The sequence below is a fragment of the Luedemannella flava genome (assembly GCF_039528515.1).
Lineage (GTDB): Bacteria > Actinomycetota > Actinomycetes > Mycobacteriales > Micromonosporaceae > Luedemannella > Luedemannella flava.
Map to the genome: position 1 here is coordinate 20244 of NZ_BAAALT010000105.1, position 17325 is coordinate 37568.

Consider the following 17325-nt stretch of genomic DNA (forward strand, 5'->3'; position numbering starts at 1 on the left):
CCGAGCACACCGGTTGGCGGCTGTATGCCCGGCCGCGACGGCGTACCCGACTCTCCGCTCGGCCATCTGATGTGCGGGGACTACCTCCTGCGCGCCCCGCACGCCGTATGGCTGTTCGCCCGTACGCATGCGCTGCTGCTGTTCGTCCTGGTCGTGCTGATGGTGGCCGCTCGGGTTAGCTGGCGGCTGTGGCGGCGGCGCCTGTGGCGTCAGGCGGCCCGGTCGGCGGTGTGGCTGGAGATCGTCCCGCCGGTTACAGCCACCCCGGCCGCGACATACGCGCTGTGGCAACTCATGGCGACCGTCCTGCCGGCGTCACGACGCTTCACCATGCGCCCAGGTCGGCTGGTGTGGGAGGTCCACGCCACGCCGACCGGAATGCGCGCCGGACTGTGGGTGCCCGCCGGGATCAACCCAACCGCCGTCGTACGGGCGCTACACCGGGCGTGGCCCGGAGTACGCGCCGAACAGGCCACACCGCCACGTATGGCCCCCGAACGCCCCACCGTGGGCGTGGCGCTGCGCTCCACCCAACCTGACTGGCTTCCCCTGGTCGAAGACGCCACGCCGCCGGCCGCCCGGCGGTGGGAGTACGCCCCACCCGAGGACGACCGCATCCGCGCCGTCTACGACGGACTTGCCGCCGCCGGCCGCACCGGCGGCGGACTGCTGCAGGTCCACGTGGCCCGCGCCCCCCGCCACCGAATCGCCCTCCTGCGCCGCGCCTCCGTCAACCCGCACCGCGTTCGCCGCCAGCGTGGCGGTTCCCGCCTGCTCATCCTCGCCCTGGAGGCACTCCGTGCCGGGATCAGCGGCCTGCTGGATGTGGTGATGCCGGGTCCGTCGGGCGGCAGGCTCCCGTCCGGTAGGACCGATCCGGTCGTGGCCGAACACGCACGGCAGGCCCGTGCCAAGCACGCCGCCGGCCCGCACCTGCTCGTCGCGATCCGGGCTACCGCGACCGGCCGCACCCTGGCAGCGGCAGGGGCGGCGGCGGCCGACATCACCTCCGGCTACAGCCTGCTCTCCCCACACTGGCGGCCTCGGCGTCTGCGCCGCGCGGTCGCCGCGGCCCGCTGGAGGTGGGTTCCCGAGACGGCGATGCACGTCGGGTCCGCCGCTGAGACGGCCGCGCTCGCCGGGCTGCCGGCCGAACCGTCCGCCTACGGGCTCCCGGCGGCCGGCTCCCGGCGCCTGCCGGCCAGCCGCGACACCTTCACCGCACCTTCAGCGAGCAGCCATACCCGACCCGCGCCGCTATCACGTCAGGACGCACCATCCGAACAGGACGCTTTTGCCGATGGTGACGAGCCGGCCATGTGGAGTGCGCCGTGAGCGCCACACCGCCGGCCCCGCAGCGCGAGCGGCTGGAGCTGGTGCCCCCCGAGCAGCGCGAGGGCCTGGGCGGCAAGGTGATCGGCCACACCAACGCCGGCCCTCTGATGAGGGTGGGTATCTCCCTGACCGACTGCCGCCACCACCTGCACGTGCTCGGGCCGACCGGTACCGGCAAGACGAGCCTGCTGCTGCGGATGATCCTCGACGACGTGCAAGCCGGACGCGGCGTGGCCGCGTTCGACCCCGCCAAGGGCGACCTGATCCGCGACCTACTTGACGTGCTTCCCGCCGACTGCGGCGACCGCCTCGTCATCGTGGACCCGGACGAAACGAAGGCGCCCCCGGCGATCAACCTGCTCGACCCGAAGGTCCACGGCGGCAGCCCACACGACGTGGCCGCCCACATCACGTCCGTCATGTCGAAGGTGTGGTCGCGGTGGTGGGGCGACCGGATGACCGAGTTCGCGTACCACGGTCTACTCACCCTGGCCTACCTACCCGGCTCCACCATCGCCCAGCTGCCACGGCTGCTGTCGGACGCCAAGTGGCGCGCCGGACGTGTGAAGGCGGTCACGGATGGGCTGGGGGCGTGGGAGGCCGGCACGCTGGCCGAGTTCTGGGAAGGGTTCAACGCCCTCCCCGCAGGTTCCCGCGCCGGCCTGGTCGCACCGTTGTTGTCGCGGCTGCGCCTGGTCTTAGCCCACCCCCTAGCCGCCGGACTGTTCGGTGTTGCTACGACCACGTTCAGCTTCGCTGACATTCTCGACGGCGGCGTCCTGCTGTGCCGTCTCCCCAAGGGTGTGCTCGGGGAGGACGGTACTCGGCTGGTCGGATCGCTGCTGTTGTCCGGTCTGTGGCAGGCCACCGCCGCCCGCGCCCGTATCTCCGAACGCCAACGCCTCGACGCCTCCGTCGTGCTGGATGAGTGCCACAACTTCCTGCACCTGCCCATCGGTATCGATGACGCCCTCGCCGAGGCCCGCGGCTTGCACACCTCGTTCGTCCTTGCCCACCAGTACCTGGGCCAACTGTCGCGGGACATGGCCGAGGCGATCGACGCCAACGCCCGCAACAAGGTGTACTTCGCCCTCGCCCCCAAAGATGCCCGCGACCAGTCCCACCACGTCAAACCGTGGTTGGACGACGGGGACCTGATGCGCCTGGGCGGCTACGAAGTCGTCCTCCGCCCCGTGGCGGGTGGGCGGGCCGTGCGGCCGGTCACCGCCGACACGATTGCCCCACCACAGCCACATCCGGGCCGAGCTGAGCTGCTGCGTGAGGCGGCCCGCCGGCGCACTGGGCTCGATCAGAGCGAGCGCCGAGCGCTGCTCGGTGACGCAGCCACAGCATCAGCCGCGGCCCCATCAAGCGGTAGTGAGCCGTCGCAGTCGGCGGTGCTGGTCGGCGTTAACCCGTTCCCGGTCATCGGCACGGCTTCGGCGAAGAACACCGGTGGTTCTAACGAGGAATCTAACGAGCTTCCTCACGAGCGTTCCCACAGCGGCAAGCACGCGGGTCAACGCTCGGGCCGCAACAGGCGAAACCGGCAGGTCAACGACGGTGAGGAGGACCAGTGAACCGGAACCGACTGATAGGGGATATCACACCCGGCGGCAACGCCGTCCGCCTGACGGCGTCCGTCGTCGCCGCCGAACTGTCCCGCGTCACCCCTCGCGACCGACGCCTCCTCGACTACCTGCACCAACACCACACCTTTACCACCGACCAGCTCGCCGACCTCACCTTCGGCACCGTCGGCCGCGCCCGCGCCCGACTCAACACCCTCCTCGGCCGTGCCGTGCTCGACAGGTTTCGCCACTACCAGCGCCCCGGCTCGCAAGCCTGGCGCTGGACCCTCGGCCCGGTCGGCGCGGCCATTATCGCCGCGTCGCGCGGGGAGCCGATGCCGCGCCCGTCGGCCGTCCGCGACGCCACGGCCCGGCTCGCCACGTCCCCGACGCTGGCGCACCTGCTCGCCACGAACGGGTTCTTCGTCGCGCTCACCCACCACACCCGCACCCGCGACGACCGGGCGGTGTTGGCGCGGTGGTGGAACGAGGCCCGTGCCCGTGAGGTGTGCGCGGGGTTGGTGCGCCCGGACGGTCACGGGGTCTGGCGTACCGGCGGGCGGGTGGTGGAGTTCTGGCTGGAGACCGACCTCGGCACCGAGCCGCTGTCGCGGGTCGCGGGCAAGCTGACCGGCTACGCCAGCCTCGGGCCGCGTCGTGGGTACCCGGTGCTGTTCTGGCTGCCGGGCGCTGCCCGGGAGGCGAACCTTCACGCCCTGCTGTCACGTGGCGGGGTGCCTGACGGGGTGTGCGTAGCGACCGCCACGACCGCGCACGCGGCCACCCAGGGCGGCCCGGCGGGGCCGGTGTGGCGGCTACACGGCCGCGCCGACCGAGTACCACTGTCGGACCTCCCGACGTCCACGATAGAGGGCGGATCGTGGGACGAGTCCTGACGTGGACGGCGGCCGCGTTCGTCGGGCTCGTCGTGCTCATCGGCGCGGCGGCCGGCGGGGTCGTCGCGGCGATCTTCGGCGGGGACAACGGCAACGCGCTCGGCTGCCTGGCGACGATGAGCAACCCCGATGCGACCCCTGCCGGACTGTCGGCTGAGCAGACCCGCAACACGGCGGTGATCATCGGAGTCGGGCAGCGCATGAAGGTCCCCGCGCGGGGATGGGTGATCGCGGTCGCGACCGCCCTCCAGGAGTCCAATTTGATCAACTTGGGTGATCTCGGCGCGGACAATGATCACGACTCGTTGGGGCTGTTCCAGCAACGCCCGTCAGAGGGGTGGGGCACCCCTGAGCAGATCATGAACCCGGAGTACGCGGCCGGTGCGTTCTATGCGGCGCTACGCAAGGTGACCGGGTGGGTCACGATGCCGCTCACCGAGGCGACGCAACGCGTGCAACGCTCCGCGTTCCCGAACGCGTACGCCAAACACGAGGCCCGCGCCGCGACCATCGTCGCGGCCTTCACCGGTGCGGGCGTGTGCGACGGCGGGGATGGTGACAACCGTGCGGGTGTGCCGCTGCCGTCCGGCTTCACGCTGCCGGCCGACACTCCGGCGGCCGTGGTGACCGCGATCGTGTGGGCGTTGGCGCAACGGGGCACCCCGTACACCTTCGGCGGGGACTGCACCGCACCCCACTCCGGGGTCGCGGCCCACCAGTGCGACTGTTCCTCGCTGGTGCAACAGGCGTACCGGGCCGGCGGGGTGCGCCTACCCCGCACCACCAGCGAGCAGGTCCACGCGGGCACGGCGGTCAGCGGCGCGACGAACCTCAAACCCGGAGACCTGATCCTCATCCCGGGAAGCGACGGAACCATGTCCAACCCCGGCCACGTCGGCCTCTACATCGGCTCGGGGCTGCTCGTCCAAGCGCCGCACACCGGCGACGTGGTGAAGATCAGCCGCGTATCCGAATGGGTCAACCAGATAGCGGCCATCCGACGAATAGTGCCGAGCTAATCGCCCGCTCGCGAAGTCGCGCGATACGCGAATCACGACACGGTGATAAAGCCGATGATAATGGCCATTGACAATTCCGGGAAACCGAGCGTCGATGCGCGTCCGCGTTTTCGAGTCCGGGCGCGCATGGACGTTTTCGAGGCGCCGGATTCAATGGTGACGGTCGTGCCGCCCCGGGGTGACCGCAAGCGCGTCGAGGCCGTACGTGCGCGCTGGCGGCGGCTACGCCGGGCGAACGTGGGCGCGTGTGGCCGGCGAAAGCCCCGGACGGCGAGGTAGGTCGGCCAGCGAATCGGCACGAAATAAAGAGTCTTGAATTGTGGTGTTGACAGGACCGGTGGTGCAGAGCGTCCATGGACGTGGGGCCGGAAAAGAAAGCCCCGGCGGACCGGCAACAAATAACGCGCCAGCGTTTTCCGGTATCGCATTCCTGCCATTTCTCCTGGAGGTTCACCATGGCCACGACCACCCGCCGCACCCGCAAGAACACCGCGACCACCCCGGCCGTAACCACCGACGCGCCCACGACCCCGGACGAGACCGTTGTGGTCACCGACGCGACCGCGACGGACGAGACCACCCCGGCGACGCCGGACGAGACCCTCCCGGCCACCGACACCACCGCCCCGGACACCGACGCGCCCGCCACCTCGGACACCGACGCGACCGCGACGGACGAGACCACCCCCACGACCGACGCAGACGCCCCCGTCTCGGGTGCCCCGGTGTCTGGCGCACCCGTGTCCGGCGCTCCGGTGTCGGGTGCCCCGGTCGGCAGTAGCGACCACCTCAAGATCGTCATGGTGGCGGGCATCCTCGGTGACCACCCCGACGGTGTGACCGCGAGCGCCATCGTCGACGAGTCCGGTTTGCGTGCGGCCATCGTTGGGCGGGTACTGGCAGCGATGGAGACCGCCGGGGCGGCGGTGCGCAAGACGACCGACCCGGACAGCGACGAGCCCGACACGTCGGGAACGGAGCTGTGGGTGCGCGGCGAGGCCGAGCTGACCACCGTGGACCTGTCGGCCGCTGCCGTGCGGGTGGTGTGCCCGACGTGTCAGCGGCCCATGCCGCGCCGCAACACCGTGACGGTCAACCGGACCGGCCCGACCGGGCCGGGGCTCAACAGCGACGGGTCGCGCACGCTGGGCAAGAACGAGTTGCGCAACATCGTGCGGGACTTCCTGTGGTCGCACCCCGGGCACGAGTTCACCCCGACCACCCTGTCGCGCGAGATCGGCCGCTCGTCCGGCGCCGTCGCGAACGCCCTGGCGAAGCTCGTGGTGTCCGGCGAGGCCGTGCTGGTCAGGGAGGTCCCCGCCACGTTCGCCGCGCCGGAGGGCGCCCACGCCCCGGCGACCGCCGACCAGTAAGGCCCACCGACCCGGGCCGGGAACGCGCACAGTTCCCGGCCCGGCCCCATGCCCCGGAGGTACCCATGTCCCACGCCGACCTCACCCCGCCCGGCGGGTACGTGCCCGCCCATGGCGGCATGTGCCCCAACGGTCCGCACCTGGTGTGCGCCGACTTCAACGCCATGCCGCAACGGATGTGGCGCACCGACCGCCAGCACTGGCCGTGCGAGGGGTGCGGTGTGCGCATGGTGCGCACCTTCACCCCCGCTGGTGGCTGGAGCCCGTGGCAACCCGCCACCTGAGCGCTATCGCGATCTGCGCCCCGAGCACCCGACGTGCCCGGGGCGCAGCCGCGTCCACGGCACGGTGCGGGGTAGGCACGATACCGGCCGCAAACCCGGGCGACGTCGACCGCCGACCGGCCACGGTCCCACGGGTGCGGTCCGACCCCGGTCCATGCGCCGGGGCAGCCCGCCGGCCGTTCGGGGTACAGCCGACCCCCCGCCGTCTGTCGGCCCGCAGATTGGCCGCGAAAACCTTGAAGGTGCGCGCTGTTCAGCCTTGACCCACGTACGCAAGTCGCCAGGATTCCGGGTGTCGTTAGCGACCCCAGGCACCGACCGGGGGCGGTGATGGGTGGCCCGCCGGTGCGGCCATCTGGCGAAAGGGGCGTCATGTCCACAACCGCGTTGCCCGCGAGCCTTGCCGCGCGTCCGCGCGACCCACGCCGGGGACTTCCGATCCCGCCGGTCAACCTGCACCCCGACGAGCACACCGGCACGGCCGCGATCGACTTCACCACGATCAACACGCCGATCTCCACCCGCCTCGCGGCCGAGCGGCGGTGTTCGCTGTGCGGCGTCGAGATGGGCTACTGGGTGGCGTTCCTCGGCGCGCCCCGGGCAGCGGAGTTGCTGCGTTACAGCGACCCGCCCGGATGCCCGGACTGCATGCGCGCGGCGGTGCGCCTGTGCCCGTTCATCGCGATCTCGCGGCACCGGCGTGCCCGAGCTGACCGGCCCGGCGCGGGCGTGATGCCGGCGAGCGCGAACGCCAGCAAGCCGGACTCCTGGGTCCTCGGCATCACCCGCCGGTACCGGTCGGTGTTCGTGCCGGAGGAGGGCTTCACCGTGTACTTCCCGGCACCGTTTCGCACGATCGAGACCTACGTGTACGACGCGGACGGCCGGATCAACCCCGCGCCGGCCAACCGGTAACGGTCCCGCGATGGTCCCCAGATTGGCGCGACAAACCTTGAAGGTACGCACTGTCCAGCCTTGATCCCTCGTCCTAAGTCGGAAGCATTAGCGGTGTCGGGCCATTCGGTCCGGCACCGCGAAACACCCGACAGGACAGGGGAAAACGGTCATGGCACACGAACTCGAAACACTCGCCAATGGACAGACGGCCTTCGTCAGTGCGAGGCAGTCCGCGTGGCACCAGCTCGGCACGGTCACCTCCGACTGCCTCACGGCCGAGGACGCCATCGCCAAGGCGCTGCTCGGCGGCTGGAAGGTCCGCAAGATCGTCCTTCAGGGCATCGAGACGACACCGGACGGCGTGAACATCGTCGAGTGCCCCGACAAGGTCATGACGGTGCGCACCAACATCATCACCCAGGAGACCGAGTATCTGGGCGTGGTGGGCACCGAGTACGCCCCGGTGCAGAACGAGGAAGCCGCCGAGGTCCTCAACCGCCTCGCCGACGAGTCCGGTGCGCATTTCGAGACCGCCGGCTCGCTGCGCGGCGGCCGGATGGTCTTCCTCACCATGAAGCTCCCCACCGCGATGCAGATCGCCGGCGTGGACGACATGGACCTCTACCTGTGCGCGACCACCTCCCACGACGGCACCTGCGCGCTGCGCGTGGACGCCACCCCCATCCGGGTCGTTTGCGCGAACACCCAACGCGCCGCCATCGCCCACAGCAGGGGCTCCTACACCTTCCGGCACACCTCCAACGTGCGGGCGCAGATCTCCCAGGCCCGTGAGGCGATGGGCCTGATGTGGCGCTACCTCGACGACTTCCAGACCGAGGCCGAGCGCATGCTCGACGCGACGCTGACCATGGGCCAGTTCGAGAAGATCATCACCGAGCTGTGGCCCATCGCCGACGACGCCTCGGATCAGACCAAGAACAACGCGAAGAAGCGCGCCTCGACGCTGCGCTACCTGATCCGCGACGCCGACACCCAGAAGGCCATCAAGGGCACCCGGTGGGCCGGATTCCAGGCGGTCACCGAGTACATCGACCACTACGCCCCGGCCAAGGACGCGCAGCTGCGCGCCAACCGCGCCGTGACCGGCCCGATCGCCGAGCTGAAGACCCGCGCGTTCGAGCTGCTGTCCGTATGAACCCGCCGAGCCGGGCCGTGCCCTGGCGGGTGCGGCCCGGCGGCGGACAACCCCCGAGGAGCTGATTGTCATGCCAGACATCGAGGTGGGCGAGGGCACGTACCGCGAGCTGGAACTGCTCGCCGTCGCGTGGCACACCACGATCCCCGACGTTGTGCGTCGGCTCGTGCACGCCGCAGCAACCGGAGTACCGCCGCGCCGCGCATACGCCGCGCTCGTATCGGTCGCGGTACACGCGAGCTACGCCGGCACCCGCATCGAGGCCATCTTCGAGCCCGAGCCCCACGCGGTGACCGTGCGCAGTGGCCCGCTGCGCGGTCGGATCTTCAAAACGCCTAGCGGTGCCCGCCGCGCCGTGATCGAGGCACTCAACCCCGGCGCTTCGTCGGCGGGCAACGGCTGGCACTTCTGGACCGTGACCGCCACCGGCGCACGCCTTCACACCCTTCGCTGACAAGGAGCTTCCCATGCATGAGCACGATGCGTCCGCTGCAACGTCCCCGCACCACACGACCGTGCGGCACACCCGGCGGCTGACCGAGGCGGCCGGTCCGATCGACCAGCCGACCCGCGAGGCCCTCGCAAGGGTGGCCCAAACCTGCGGGCCGGACACGATCGACGCGCTCGCCACATTGCTGCGCCGGGTGCGCATGGCCGCACCGGATCGGGTCGCGGCGCGCCCGGTGGTGGCCTTCATCCGCTACGGCCACACCGACGGGGCACAACCGCTACGAGGTGCGGCCGTCACGATGTGCCAGGCGGGCCGGTACGACCTGTACACCGTGTTCTTCGACGAGCCCGCAGCCCGCTGGGAAGGGTCCAACGGCCGCTACGACATGACCTGGGCGTCCGCCCGAGCCGAGCTAACCCGCCGCGCCGACGAGCAGGCGCAGCCATGACCGGCGACCAGACACCAGACCCACTGTCCGACACCCGCAACGGTGGCGTCCGCGCTGAGGAGATCTGGACTTACGCCGGCCGCCGCGAGCGCGACGGCAAACGGTACTACGCCTGGCACGACAACACGGGCCAGGAGCGGTGGTACGCGAAGGTCTCGGCGGGCACGGTCGGCGGCCGGTACGCCCTCATGGTCACCCGTGGCGGCGAGCACGTGACGGTCTACCCGCAACCGCGCTACACCAGCGAGCGGGTTGACGAGGTGACCCGTCGTGAGATGGAAGCCTTCGACATCGCCGCCGCCGCTGCTCTGGCCGCGCACACCCGAGACCGTAACGACGCGCGGCGCAAGGCTCTTGACGATGCTGTGGCGCCGCTGGCCGAGATCGCCGCGAAGCTCAAGTTCGGTCACGAACGCGATGCGTTCCTCGCCTACGTCATCCGCCGCCTCAGCAAACGGTGGTGAACAACACCCACCGCTGAGACTTCGCCTCTCGTAACCGTTGGCGCCCGAGGCGCCCGGCCCAGACAGCCCTTTGCCTTCAACGGAGAACGCCCGCACCGGGACGACGAAGCCGACCCAGCCGCGGCGCGTTCCGCCTCGTGACGAGGAGATCCATGATGCTGCCCCTCCCACCAGACCCCGACGACCCGATCGAGGTCACCTGCGCGGCCACCTACCGCGCCGACCACACGACGGCGGCGTACGCCTTCGTGTTCCGCGTCGACGCCACCGGCACCCGGTTCACCATCTACGCCCCCACCCCGAACGCCTACCGCATCGACTCCACCTACCGGCTCACGATCTGCGAGCCGGACGAGGTACCGCTGTGGCTGCCCGCCGACGAGGCCGAGTTCCTCATGCACTGCCTCGACCTGGTCCAGCGCCGCTGGGCCGACGCCATCGCCGAGGCCACCGCCGCAGCCGCACGCCCTCCGGTCGAACAGCCGGCCGAGCGAGGCCATATCAACGTGGAGCCCAGCCCCGCCGGCTACCGCACCGTCGCCGCCCGGTTCGCTGACGAACGCGACCGCGTGGCCCGACTACGCGAGCACCTCGGCCACCTCCTGGTCGACCTGCCGGACCCGCACGGAGACGTGTCGTGATCACCATCGAGCACGCGCACGCCACCGGCACCGTCGTACACGGCACCACCCGTAACGACGGCACCGGCGCGATCTTCACCAACATGGTCGACTCGTGGCGCTTCTCCCGCGCCATCGGCGTCGAAGGCGCCTGGCACCTACCAAACTCTCGCGACCGTGACGCGCTGCAACCGGTCATCGACCGCCTCGCCACCGAGCTACGCGCCGCCGGGCACACCGTGCAGGTCCGCATCGACAACACACCTCGTACGGCGGCCGAGATCGAGGCCGACCGTGCCACCCGGGTCTCCGCCCGCGTGACCCGCTACACCGAACTGGCCGACGCCCGCCACGCCAGCGGCGCGGCCCGACTATCCCGCGTCGAGCAGCGCCGCACCGCCATCCCACTCGGCCAACCGGTGATCAACGGCAGGTACGCCGGCTTCGTGACCCGACTCAACCGGGCCGAAAACGCCGCCCGCACCAAAATTGCCCACGGGGACCACTGGCAGCGTCGCGCCGAGGCCGCGACCTCGACGCAACGACACCGCCACCAGCCGCGTACGACCATGCGCCGCGTCGAACGCCTCGAAAATGCGCTGCGACGCTGCCGACGTACCCGAGATGCCCTCGACCCGAGCGGCGTGCGAGCCGTCACGGACTGTTCGGAGTTGGCGGACGCCGATGCGCAGATCGCCCGGTTGGTCGGGCAGCTCGACTACTGGCGAGCCGAACTGGCCGCGATGCAAGCCAACGGCACCTTCCGCGCGTGGGCGCCGGACGACTTCCGTCCCGGCGACGAGGCCCTCATTCAGGGCACCTGGTACCCGGTCGTGCGCGTCAACGCCAAGTCCCTCACCGTCGAACTCCCGCACCTCGACGGCGACGAGAACCAGCCCGCCCGACGTCGACGGCGCACCGGCACCTCGACCTACGACAACGTGTACGGGCGCCGCCGTGACGACCTCGAACTGCACAGCCCGCCGCCCGCCGAAGGCGCGAGGTGCACCTGCCGGATCACCATCCCGACGATCAACGCGGAGTTCGTCCCCGAGCGCGACGGCGGCCAGTGCACCGAACCGGTAGCCATACGCCTGACCATCCGCCACGACGGAACCGCATGCGGTTGCGCCGGCTGGTGCATGGTGGCTGACCCCGACGCGCCCGACATCGGCCAACCGTGGACCGAGGTCGTCCTGCTCTGCACCAACCATGCGCACGAGTGCCGTGCCGACATCGCGGCCGATATCGCCAACGGCGCGGCAATCCTCGAGGAGCTGCCATGACCCGCGATGCCGATGCGCTGCTTCCACCGCCGGATCAGACCCCCACCTACTGCCGTACCTGCCGACGTGCGTTGAACCGCTGGGAGACAGCGGGTGGGCAGGTCGACTTCATCCACGCCGCCGAACAGCGCGGGGCCAGCACCGACCATCCGGCGCGGCCGGCACCCATCACCGAGATCACCGACCCGATCATCGAATGCGACTTCTGCAGCGCCACCGGCGCCACGTGGATCTACGTGTGCGCCGACCAGGAGACCGACACGCGGATCGTCACGTCCAAAACGGTGGACCTGCGCGACTATCACCAGCGTCACCACGCCGCTCGTACCCGTAACGTGCAGACGACTGCCGGACCGCTGAGCAGGTGGGGTACGAGGTGGAGCGCATGTACACCATGCGCCGAGCGGATCGAGGACCGCGACCTGATGGGGCTTATCGCCCGGGTCACTGACGCCATGCCGGCGAAGTTCACGCGCGGTAAGAAGCTGGTGTCCGTGCGCGGTCTGTTGCACGAGAACTACAGCACAGTTTTTGCCACCATGCGGCCCGGTCGCGGTCGGATCATCCCGCAGCATCCGCTCGGCGTGTGGGACTCAACCGGCGCCGGCAACCCGGAGGGCGTGTCGTCCAACCCGGAGAGCGTGTCGTCCGCTGCGCCGACCGGTTCAGTCAAGGATCGGGCCGAATAGTCATGGACACCACCAGCCGCCCCCGAGGCCCTCCTGGGTACACCACTGCGCCGCACGCAGCCGGATTCACCTGACTCAACGCAAACGTCTGCACTGCATCGGTCCCGCAACGACCGTGCCGGTGCCCACTACAGCCACAACACAGCGGAAGAGGACCCCATGTTGTCACCTGAGCAGCTCCTCGAAAAATGTAAGGCCGTCGCCCAAGCCTTCGCCAAAGGGCACGTCTGCAAGACCCTGCTCGACCAGGCCGTCACGGACGAGGAACGCGCCCCCTTGCAAACCCAGTTCGAGCAGTGGGACGAGCGGGTCACCCAGCTGTGGGCCGAGTTGACCGCCGCGGTGAACTCCGCGCTACCGCCGACGCTGCTCGTCTTCCCTGACCCGAACGCCGCGATTTACGTGCCCAGCAGCACCGACATCGAGATCAGGGGCAGGCACGCCGAGCGTGCCGTCGCGATCCGGCTCAACGCTGCGCAGGCTACCGCGATCGGCACTACCTTGATCGCGCTTGCGGCGGCCCTCACGGACCGCACCGACGGGCACGTTGCCGCCATCCTGCCGGCGATACCCACCGCGCCGCCCGGTCAGCCGATCCGCACTGCCTGATACGCCCGTACACGGCCCGATGGCCGGGCGCGGCACCGTTCCCGGCCACCGGCCCGGGGCAGCTCGTATGGGCCCGGTCTTCATCTCGCACATCTCGACCCCGCCGGACCGGTTCAAGATGGGTCAGTGATGGGTGCGACGGCCGGGCGGGCACACTGCTCACGTGAGCGGTGCGCGCAACCCCGCCCGGCCATCTCGCCTCGCCAGGTCACCAGCACGACCCAACACGAGTCCAACGTCCACCCATCGAGGCGTACCAGCGATGCTAGACCGGACACAGATACTCGGGCGTGCTCCGACAGGAGGTGGCAGAACATGGCCAGCCGCGTGCGGCGCGGACGCCACCAGCTCGACCGGACCGGCGTCGCCGAGCGGACCGGTGTCAGCACGGCGACCGTGGCTTACTGGAACCTCCAACGGACCGAGACCGGCTTCCCTGCCAAGGCCGACACCGACCACGACGGCCGCGACTGGTGGTGGCAAGCCGACGTCGACGCCTTCCACACCGCGCACCTGGCAGCCCGCGCCGCCAGCTTCACCGAAGTAGACCGCAGCGGCAACGCGCGTGACCTCATCACCGCGCCTCAAGCGGCGCAGGTACTCGGCTACAAGAACCACCGCAGCCTGCCCAGGGAGCTGATCGACAACCCCGACGAGGTTCACGAGCTGCCCAGCGGCCGGCTGCGCCGCCGCTGGTACCGGCAAACCGTGTGGGACTACGCCGACGGCCGACCGCTACGGCACTCCACCGGCCGTCCAGTCGGCTCCGGCACCGGCTCACGGGTGTCACACAGGTACGCCGACGATCCCCGCCTGGACGCTGCCCGCACTTTGATCGAACAGGCTCGCGTCACCGGGTCCGGCACTGCTGGCCTCGGCGTGCGGCTCGCCCGAGAGCTCGGCATCGCCGAACGTACAGCGCAACGCCTGATCAGCGTCGCGCTCGACGATGCTAGCCGCCCCGTTGCCGCGACGTAAGAGGACGTTGACTCGAATAGGCCGCCCGCCCTTGGTCCGCAGCCTGCCCAGGGAGACCGCGCGGTCGAGTTATCCACAGGTTTCTCTACGTAGTTGTGGGTGTACTGGCTGCTTGGTTACCCTCTCTGAGCTGCCGGCGGGGAGGATCAGTCATGGAGTTCAGCAGATTCGCGACGGACATCTACCAGATGTACCGGGTTGGGCGCGTCGTGCTGCCTGAGGCGGCGATCGAGTACGCGGCGGCGAACCGGGCGCTGGACGCGACACAGGACGGCACGCGGGAGCTGTTTCTGCAGCCTTCGTGTTTCAACGGCAGCATGGTCAGTTCCGTAGCCGACGTGTGGTGCGACCTGCGTGACGCGCTGCAACGAGCGACCGGCCACACGCAGGCGAACCTGGACCGCATCGGCGATGTGCTGGTGTTCGCGGCTGACGCCTATGACCAGGCTGATACCGATTCCGGTGAACGACTTAAAGACTCAATCCGCCAGTGGGGCGACCCGCCGGCCACTGAGGTACCGATACCGCGGTACCCGTAGAGCGTGTTGGTGCGTAGGGCAGTGGGGTTGCGGTGACATACGAACAGTTGATGGCCGAGGCCGAGCAGATCCGAGCGAAGGCCGTGTACCTACACGTCAAGGACCTGACCGCGAGCGCTGCGTTCGGGCAGAGCGGCGTCGGCGGGTTCACCGTCGGGGCCGGGTATCCCGGGTACCAACAGACCGCCGAGAGGCTCTTTTCTGGTGTGCCGGACTTGTTCGTGCCGTTCGTGGGGCTGCCGGACCCGGCGGGGTTCGACCCATTCCTGGTGCATCTGGACGAGGCGACAAGGGTCCTGTCGACGGGCACGACGGGTACCGACCCGACCCAGTCGGAAGCGTTTATGAAAGCGAACGTCACGCTGGGAGCGTTGCAGTCACGCGTCACTACAGCGCTTGACGACTGGCACGGTCACGCTGGGCAGACGTTCCTGAGCGAGTTCATCGCGCCGCTACCTACCATCCAACAAAACCAGTTCGCTGTGGCGACGCTTCTGCGGTTCTCGCTGATCGCGCTCAAAGAGATCTGGTCGCGGGCCAGGCGCGATATCGACGAGATCGCGCGTGGGACGCTCACCGCGCTCGACCAGCTGGACGACTGTGGCGACAACGAGTGGTCGACCAGTTTCGCGGTCATCGGCGCGGTTACCGCGGTGATGGCCTTGCCGTTCAGCGGCGCCGCGGCCTTCGGGGGGACAACGATTGAGGGTATAGCGGGCATCGCGAGCAACCTAGGTCCTAAGGAGAAGCAGCTGCTCATCCAAGGCAGCAACGTGCCAGGCGTGATCGATTCAATGCATGAAATGATCAACAAACTGGTGCAGGCCGTTGAGCAGGAGCAACAGGTGCTCGTCGGCGCCCTTAAGAGCTGGTTGTCTGCCATGAACACCAAACCGAGCGACTTCGAGCCAGCACGGCCGAGGCTGGCCGACGCCACTCCGGTGAACGTGACCAGTAGAGACTTCCTCGGCGACTACTACTGACCTGCGAACCGGAGAACCCTTGATGCAGCCCTCACCCCCGTCCGCCGACGACGCGGCGCCCAGACCGCGACGACGCGTGCTGCTCGCCGGTGTGGTCGCCGCTGTCGTGCTGGCCGGAGCCGCCGTTACGGTGATCGTGGTGCGCGCCAATCGGCACTCGGCCACGACCTGCGCGCTACCTGCGGTGGCGTCGGGGCCCCGGGTCAGCGCCGCGCAGGCCCCCGACGGCGGGCAGCTGCGGGTGGTGGAGACCGGCTTTAGCCAACTGCCGACCCCCAATTTCATACTTGCCCCTGACGTAGTTATTGGCGCCGTGGTGGAGAACACGAGTACTCAGGTCGCCTACCACACCCGCGTCCGCTTCGAGATGCGCGACGCCGCCGGCAAGGTCGTGCCGGACAAGGCTAAGAAATCGGTCCTGGTCCAGGAGATCCCGGTCATCCTGCCGGGCGAACAGGTCCCCGTCGGCGCATCCGCCGAACTGGTCGAAGACCTTGACTTCACCGTGAACCTACCCAAGGTCGCGTCCGTGCACGTCACACCGGAAACCACCCTGTGGGTCATCCAGCCCGCCACGGAAGCCAGGTTCGCGGCCGTGAACGCCGCACCGACACAAGTCACTCCATACGACCTCAACAAGACCGCCGACCAACGCAGCATAAAGATCACTTGGGCGCTAACCTCGGATTACTGTAAACCGGTCACCAACATCGGCGCCGTACTGCTGTACCGCAGCGACGCCGGCACACTGCTCGGCGGAGTGGGACGCGCTCGCGGAGCCAACGACCCCGACCAATGCCAGCCTGGCGTCAGCACCTGGTTTACCGGCGTGTACGGACTGCCCGACGGTACCGACCCTGCCCGCACCCAGGTCTACCAGTACTGCGACCCCGGGGCACCGCAGAACCCGGCCGCCACCGTCCAACCCTGACTCCAGGAGCAACCGCCCGTGTACACCCTCGGCGAGCGACTCGACGACCTACGCCTGATCGCTGCCACCGACGACGGCGCCGTGACCGCGATCCTGACCCAACGCACCAACCTGCGCCTACAGTTCGCACCGGGCGCCTACCGGCGCCGCACCGACGCTCAACTCGAGTTCGACCTGCGCGTCATCGCGACCCGACTATGGGTTGCCCGCACCCGCGCCTACTACGAGGCCCTGTCCGACATCAAAGGCGAAAAGATCACTACGGAGCGGCCCGCGTACGGCTCGCGCAGTCAGCAATACCGCACTGAACGCGCTGACCTGACCGCGCACGGGGCCTGCGCCGACAACCGCATCAAGGTACGAGTACATGGCCTACGCGACTGGGACGTCAGCATCCAGCCCGGCACGACCGCCGCCCTGTCCGCGGACGAGTTCGTCGACAGGGTTGGACAAGCTACGCGATCTCTGCTCGACGACCTGCAAGGAAAGGTCCGCGAATTGAAACGGCGCATCCTTTCCGAGACGCGATGATGCCCTTTCGCCTGAAGACCGAGGTTCATCGGGCTCCGATCAACCAGTCCGAACGGGCACCGTCAACGCGCCTCTAACGCGATGCCCGTCGCGTGTAGTGCCGGTGGCTATCGTGGTTCAGTGGGCGACCTCGAGGGATCATGTAAACCGTGAACGCGCCACGGACAACGGGACACTTCGAGGGCGTCGACTTCGTGGGCTTCTGGGATGCGGGTTCCTATTCGCTCAGCCACTACGTCGAGCCCTCCCCGACCGACGAGTTGAT

20 protein-coding genes are annotated in these 17325 nt (G+C 69.3%); all 20 read left to right on the top strand.

Translation table 11 applies throughout. The features are described 5' to 3' along the window. Positions 1-24 precede the first annotated feature (24 nt). Positions 25-1335, top strand: coding sequence for a hypothetical protein (locus ABD211_RS18325; protein ID WP_344132955.1), 1311 nt, complete (start codon positions 25-27; stop codon positions 1333-1335). Continuing rightward, entirely contained in the window at positions 1332-2915 is a 1584-nt protein-coding gene (locus ABD211_RS18330; RefSeq protein WP_344132958.1) for a type IV secretory system conjugative DNA transfer family protein, read from the top strand. Before ABD211_RS18325 ends, ABD211_RS18330 begins: the two co-directional genes overlap by 4 nt. 50 nt (positions 2916-2965) lie before the next feature. Beyond that, positions 2966-3802, top strand: coding sequence for a replication-relaxation family protein (locus tag ABD211_RS18335; RefSeq protein WP_344133020.1), 837 nt, complete (start codon positions 2966-2968; stop codon positions 3800-3802). Continuing rightward, positions 3787-4821 carry a C40 family peptidase gene (locus tag ABD211_RS18340; RefSeq protein ID WP_344132962.1) on the top strand — a complete coding sequence of 345 codons (1035 nt, stop codon included), beginning with the start codon at positions 3787-3789 and terminating at the stop codon, positions 4819-4821. The genes ABD211_RS18335 and ABD211_RS18340 overlap by 16 nt, the downstream gene beginning before the upstream one ends. 455 nt (positions 4822-5276) lie before the next feature. Next, positions 5277-6194 (top strand): MarR family transcriptional regulator, encoded by a 918-nt coding sequence (locus ABD211_RS18345; protein ID WP_344132965.1) that lies wholly within the window; start codon positions 5277-5279, stop codon positions 6192-6194. Between the two features lie 65 nt (positions 6195-6259). Further along, a complete protein-coding gene (locus tag ABD211_RS18350) occupies positions 6260-6478 on the top strand; it encodes a hypothetical protein (protein WP_344132968.1) in 219 nt (72 codons plus the stop codon). A gap of 372 nt (positions 6479-6850) precedes the next feature. After that, positions 6851-7393, top strand: coding sequence for a hypothetical protein (locus ABD211_RS18355; protein WP_344132973.1), 543 nt, complete (start codon positions 6851-6853; stop codon positions 7391-7393). A gap of 151 nt (positions 7394-7544) precedes the next feature. Continuing rightward, positions 7545-8531, top strand: a complete 987-nt coding sequence (locus tag ABD211_RS18360; protein ID WP_344132976.1) for a DUF932 domain-containing protein — start codon at positions 7545-7547, stop codon at positions 8529-8531. 70 nt (positions 8532-8601) lie between these two features. Then, positions 8602-8985: a hypothetical protein gene (locus ABD211_RS18365; RefSeq protein ID WP_344132980.1), complete on the top strand. Its 384-nt coding sequence runs from the start codon at positions 8602-8604 to the stop codon at positions 8983-8985. Positions 8986-8998: 13 nt separating this feature from the next. Beyond that, positions 8999-9430 carry a hypothetical protein gene (locus ABD211_RS18370; RefSeq protein ID WP_344132983.1) on the top strand — a complete coding sequence of 144 codons (432 nt, stop codon included), beginning with the start codon at positions 8999-9001 and terminating at the stop codon, positions 9428-9430. Beyond that, positions 9427-9894 carry a hypothetical protein gene (locus ABD211_RS18375; RefSeq protein WP_344132986.1) on the top strand — a complete coding sequence of 156 codons (468 nt, stop codon included), beginning with the start codon at positions 9427-9429 and terminating at the stop codon, positions 9892-9894. The genes ABD211_RS18370 and ABD211_RS18375 overlap by 4 nt, the downstream gene beginning before the upstream one ends. A 152-nt stretch (positions 9895-10046) precedes the next feature. Then, positions 10047-10535, top strand: coding sequence for a hypothetical protein (locus ABD211_RS18380; protein ID WP_344132989.1), 489 nt, complete (start codon positions 10047-10049; stop codon positions 10533-10535). Further along, a complete protein-coding gene (locus ABD211_RS18385) occupies positions 10532-11800 on the top strand; it encodes a DUF3560 domain-containing protein (protein WP_344132992.1) in 1269 nt (422 codons plus the stop codon). The genes ABD211_RS18380 and ABD211_RS18385 overlap by 4 nt, the downstream gene beginning before the upstream one ends. Then, positions 11797-12489 (top strand): hypothetical protein, encoded by a 693-nt coding sequence (locus tag ABD211_RS18390; RefSeq protein WP_344132995.1) that lies wholly within the window; start codon positions 11797-11799, stop codon positions 12487-12489. The genes ABD211_RS18385 and ABD211_RS18390 overlap by 4 nt, the downstream gene beginning before the upstream one ends. 159 nt (positions 12490-12648) lie before the next feature. Then, positions 12649-13098 carry a hypothetical protein gene (locus tag ABD211_RS18395; RefSeq protein ID WP_344132998.1) on the top strand — a complete coding sequence of 150 codons (450 nt, stop codon included), beginning with the start codon at positions 12649-12651 and terminating at the stop codon, positions 13096-13098. 315 nt (positions 13099-13413) lie between these two features. Beyond that, on the top strand, positions 13414-14076 hold the full coding sequence (locus ABD211_RS18400; protein ID WP_344133001.1) for a hypothetical protein: 663 nt from the start codon (positions 13414-13416) through the stop codon (positions 14074-14076). A 152-nt stretch (positions 14077-14228) separates the two neighbouring features. Further along, positions 14229-14615 carry a hypothetical protein gene (locus ABD211_RS18405; protein WP_344133004.1) on the top strand — a complete coding sequence of 129 codons (387 nt, stop codon included), beginning with the start codon at positions 14229-14231 and terminating at the stop codon, positions 14613-14615. 50 nt (positions 14616-14665) lie between these two features. Continuing rightward, a complete protein-coding gene (locus tag ABD211_RS18410; protein WP_344133007.1) occupies positions 14666-15598 on the top strand; it encodes a hypothetical protein in 933 nt (310 codons plus the stop codon). 76 nt (positions 15599-15674) lie between these two features. Further along, entirely contained in the window at positions 15675-16529 is an 855-nt protein-coding gene (locus tag ABD211_RS18415; protein WP_344133010.1) for a hypothetical protein, read from the top strand. Between the two features lie 18 nt (positions 16530-16547). Beyond that, the gene (locus ABD211_RS18420; protein ID WP_344133014.1) at positions 16548-17060 is read left to right on the top strand and encodes a hypothetical protein; all 513 of its coding nucleotides are present in this window, start codon (positions 16548-16550) and stop codon (positions 17058-17060) included. The last annotated feature ends 265 nt before the right edge of the window (positions 17061-17325 follow it).

Coding starts and splice junctions, on each gene's coding strand:
- ABD211_RS18395 (WP_344132998.1), top strand. CDS start 12,649: ATGTTGTCACCTGAGCAGCTCCTCGAAAAATGTAAGGCCGTCGCCCAA.
- ABD211_RS18375 (WP_344132986.1), top strand. CDS start 9,427: ATGACCGGCGACCAGACACCAGACCCACTGTCCGACACCCGCAACGGT.
- ABD211_RS18325 (WP_344132955.1), top strand. CDS start 25: ATGCCCGGCCGCGACGGCGTACCCGACTCTCCGCTCGGCCATCTGATG.
- ABD211_RS18345 (WP_344132965.1), top strand. CDS start 5,277: ATGGCCACGACCACCCGCCGCACCCGCAAGAACACCGCGACCACCCCG.
- ABD211_RS18400 (WP_344133001.1), top strand. CDS start 13,414: ATGGCCAGCCGCGTGCGGCGCGGACGCCACCAGCTCGACCGGACCGGC.
- ABD211_RS18370 (WP_344132983.1), top strand. CDS start 8,999: ATGCATGAGCACGATGCGTCCGCTGCAACGTCCCCGCACCACACGACC.
- ABD211_RS18380 (WP_344132989.1), top strand. CDS start 10,047: ATGATGCTGCCCCTCCCACCAGACCCCGACGACCCGATCGAGGTCACC.
- ABD211_RS18350 (WP_344132968.1), top strand. CDS start 6,260: ATGTCCCACGCCGACCTCACCCCGCCCGGCGGGTACGTGCCCGCCCAT.
- ABD211_RS18355 (WP_344132973.1), top strand. CDS start 6,851: ATGTCCACAACCGCGTTGCCCGCGAGCCTTGCCGCGCGTCCGCGCGAC.
- ABD211_RS18410 (WP_344133007.1), top strand. CDS start 14,666: ATGGCCGAGGCCGAGCAGATCCGAGCGAAGGCCGTGTACCTACACGTC.
- ABD211_RS18365 (WP_344132980.1), top strand. CDS start 8,602: ATGCCAGACATCGAGGTGGGCGAGGGCACGTACCGCGAGCTGGAACTG.
- ABD211_RS18390 (WP_344132995.1), top strand. CDS start 11,797: ATGACCCGCGATGCCGATGCGCTGCTTCCACCGCCGGATCAGACCCCC.
- ABD211_RS18405 (WP_344133004.1), top strand. CDS start 14,229: ATGGAGTTCAGCAGATTCGCGACGGACATCTACCAGATGTACCGGGTT.
- ABD211_RS18360 (WP_344132976.1), top strand. CDS start 7,545: ATGGCACACGAACTCGAAACACTCGCCAATGGACAGACGGCCTTCGTC.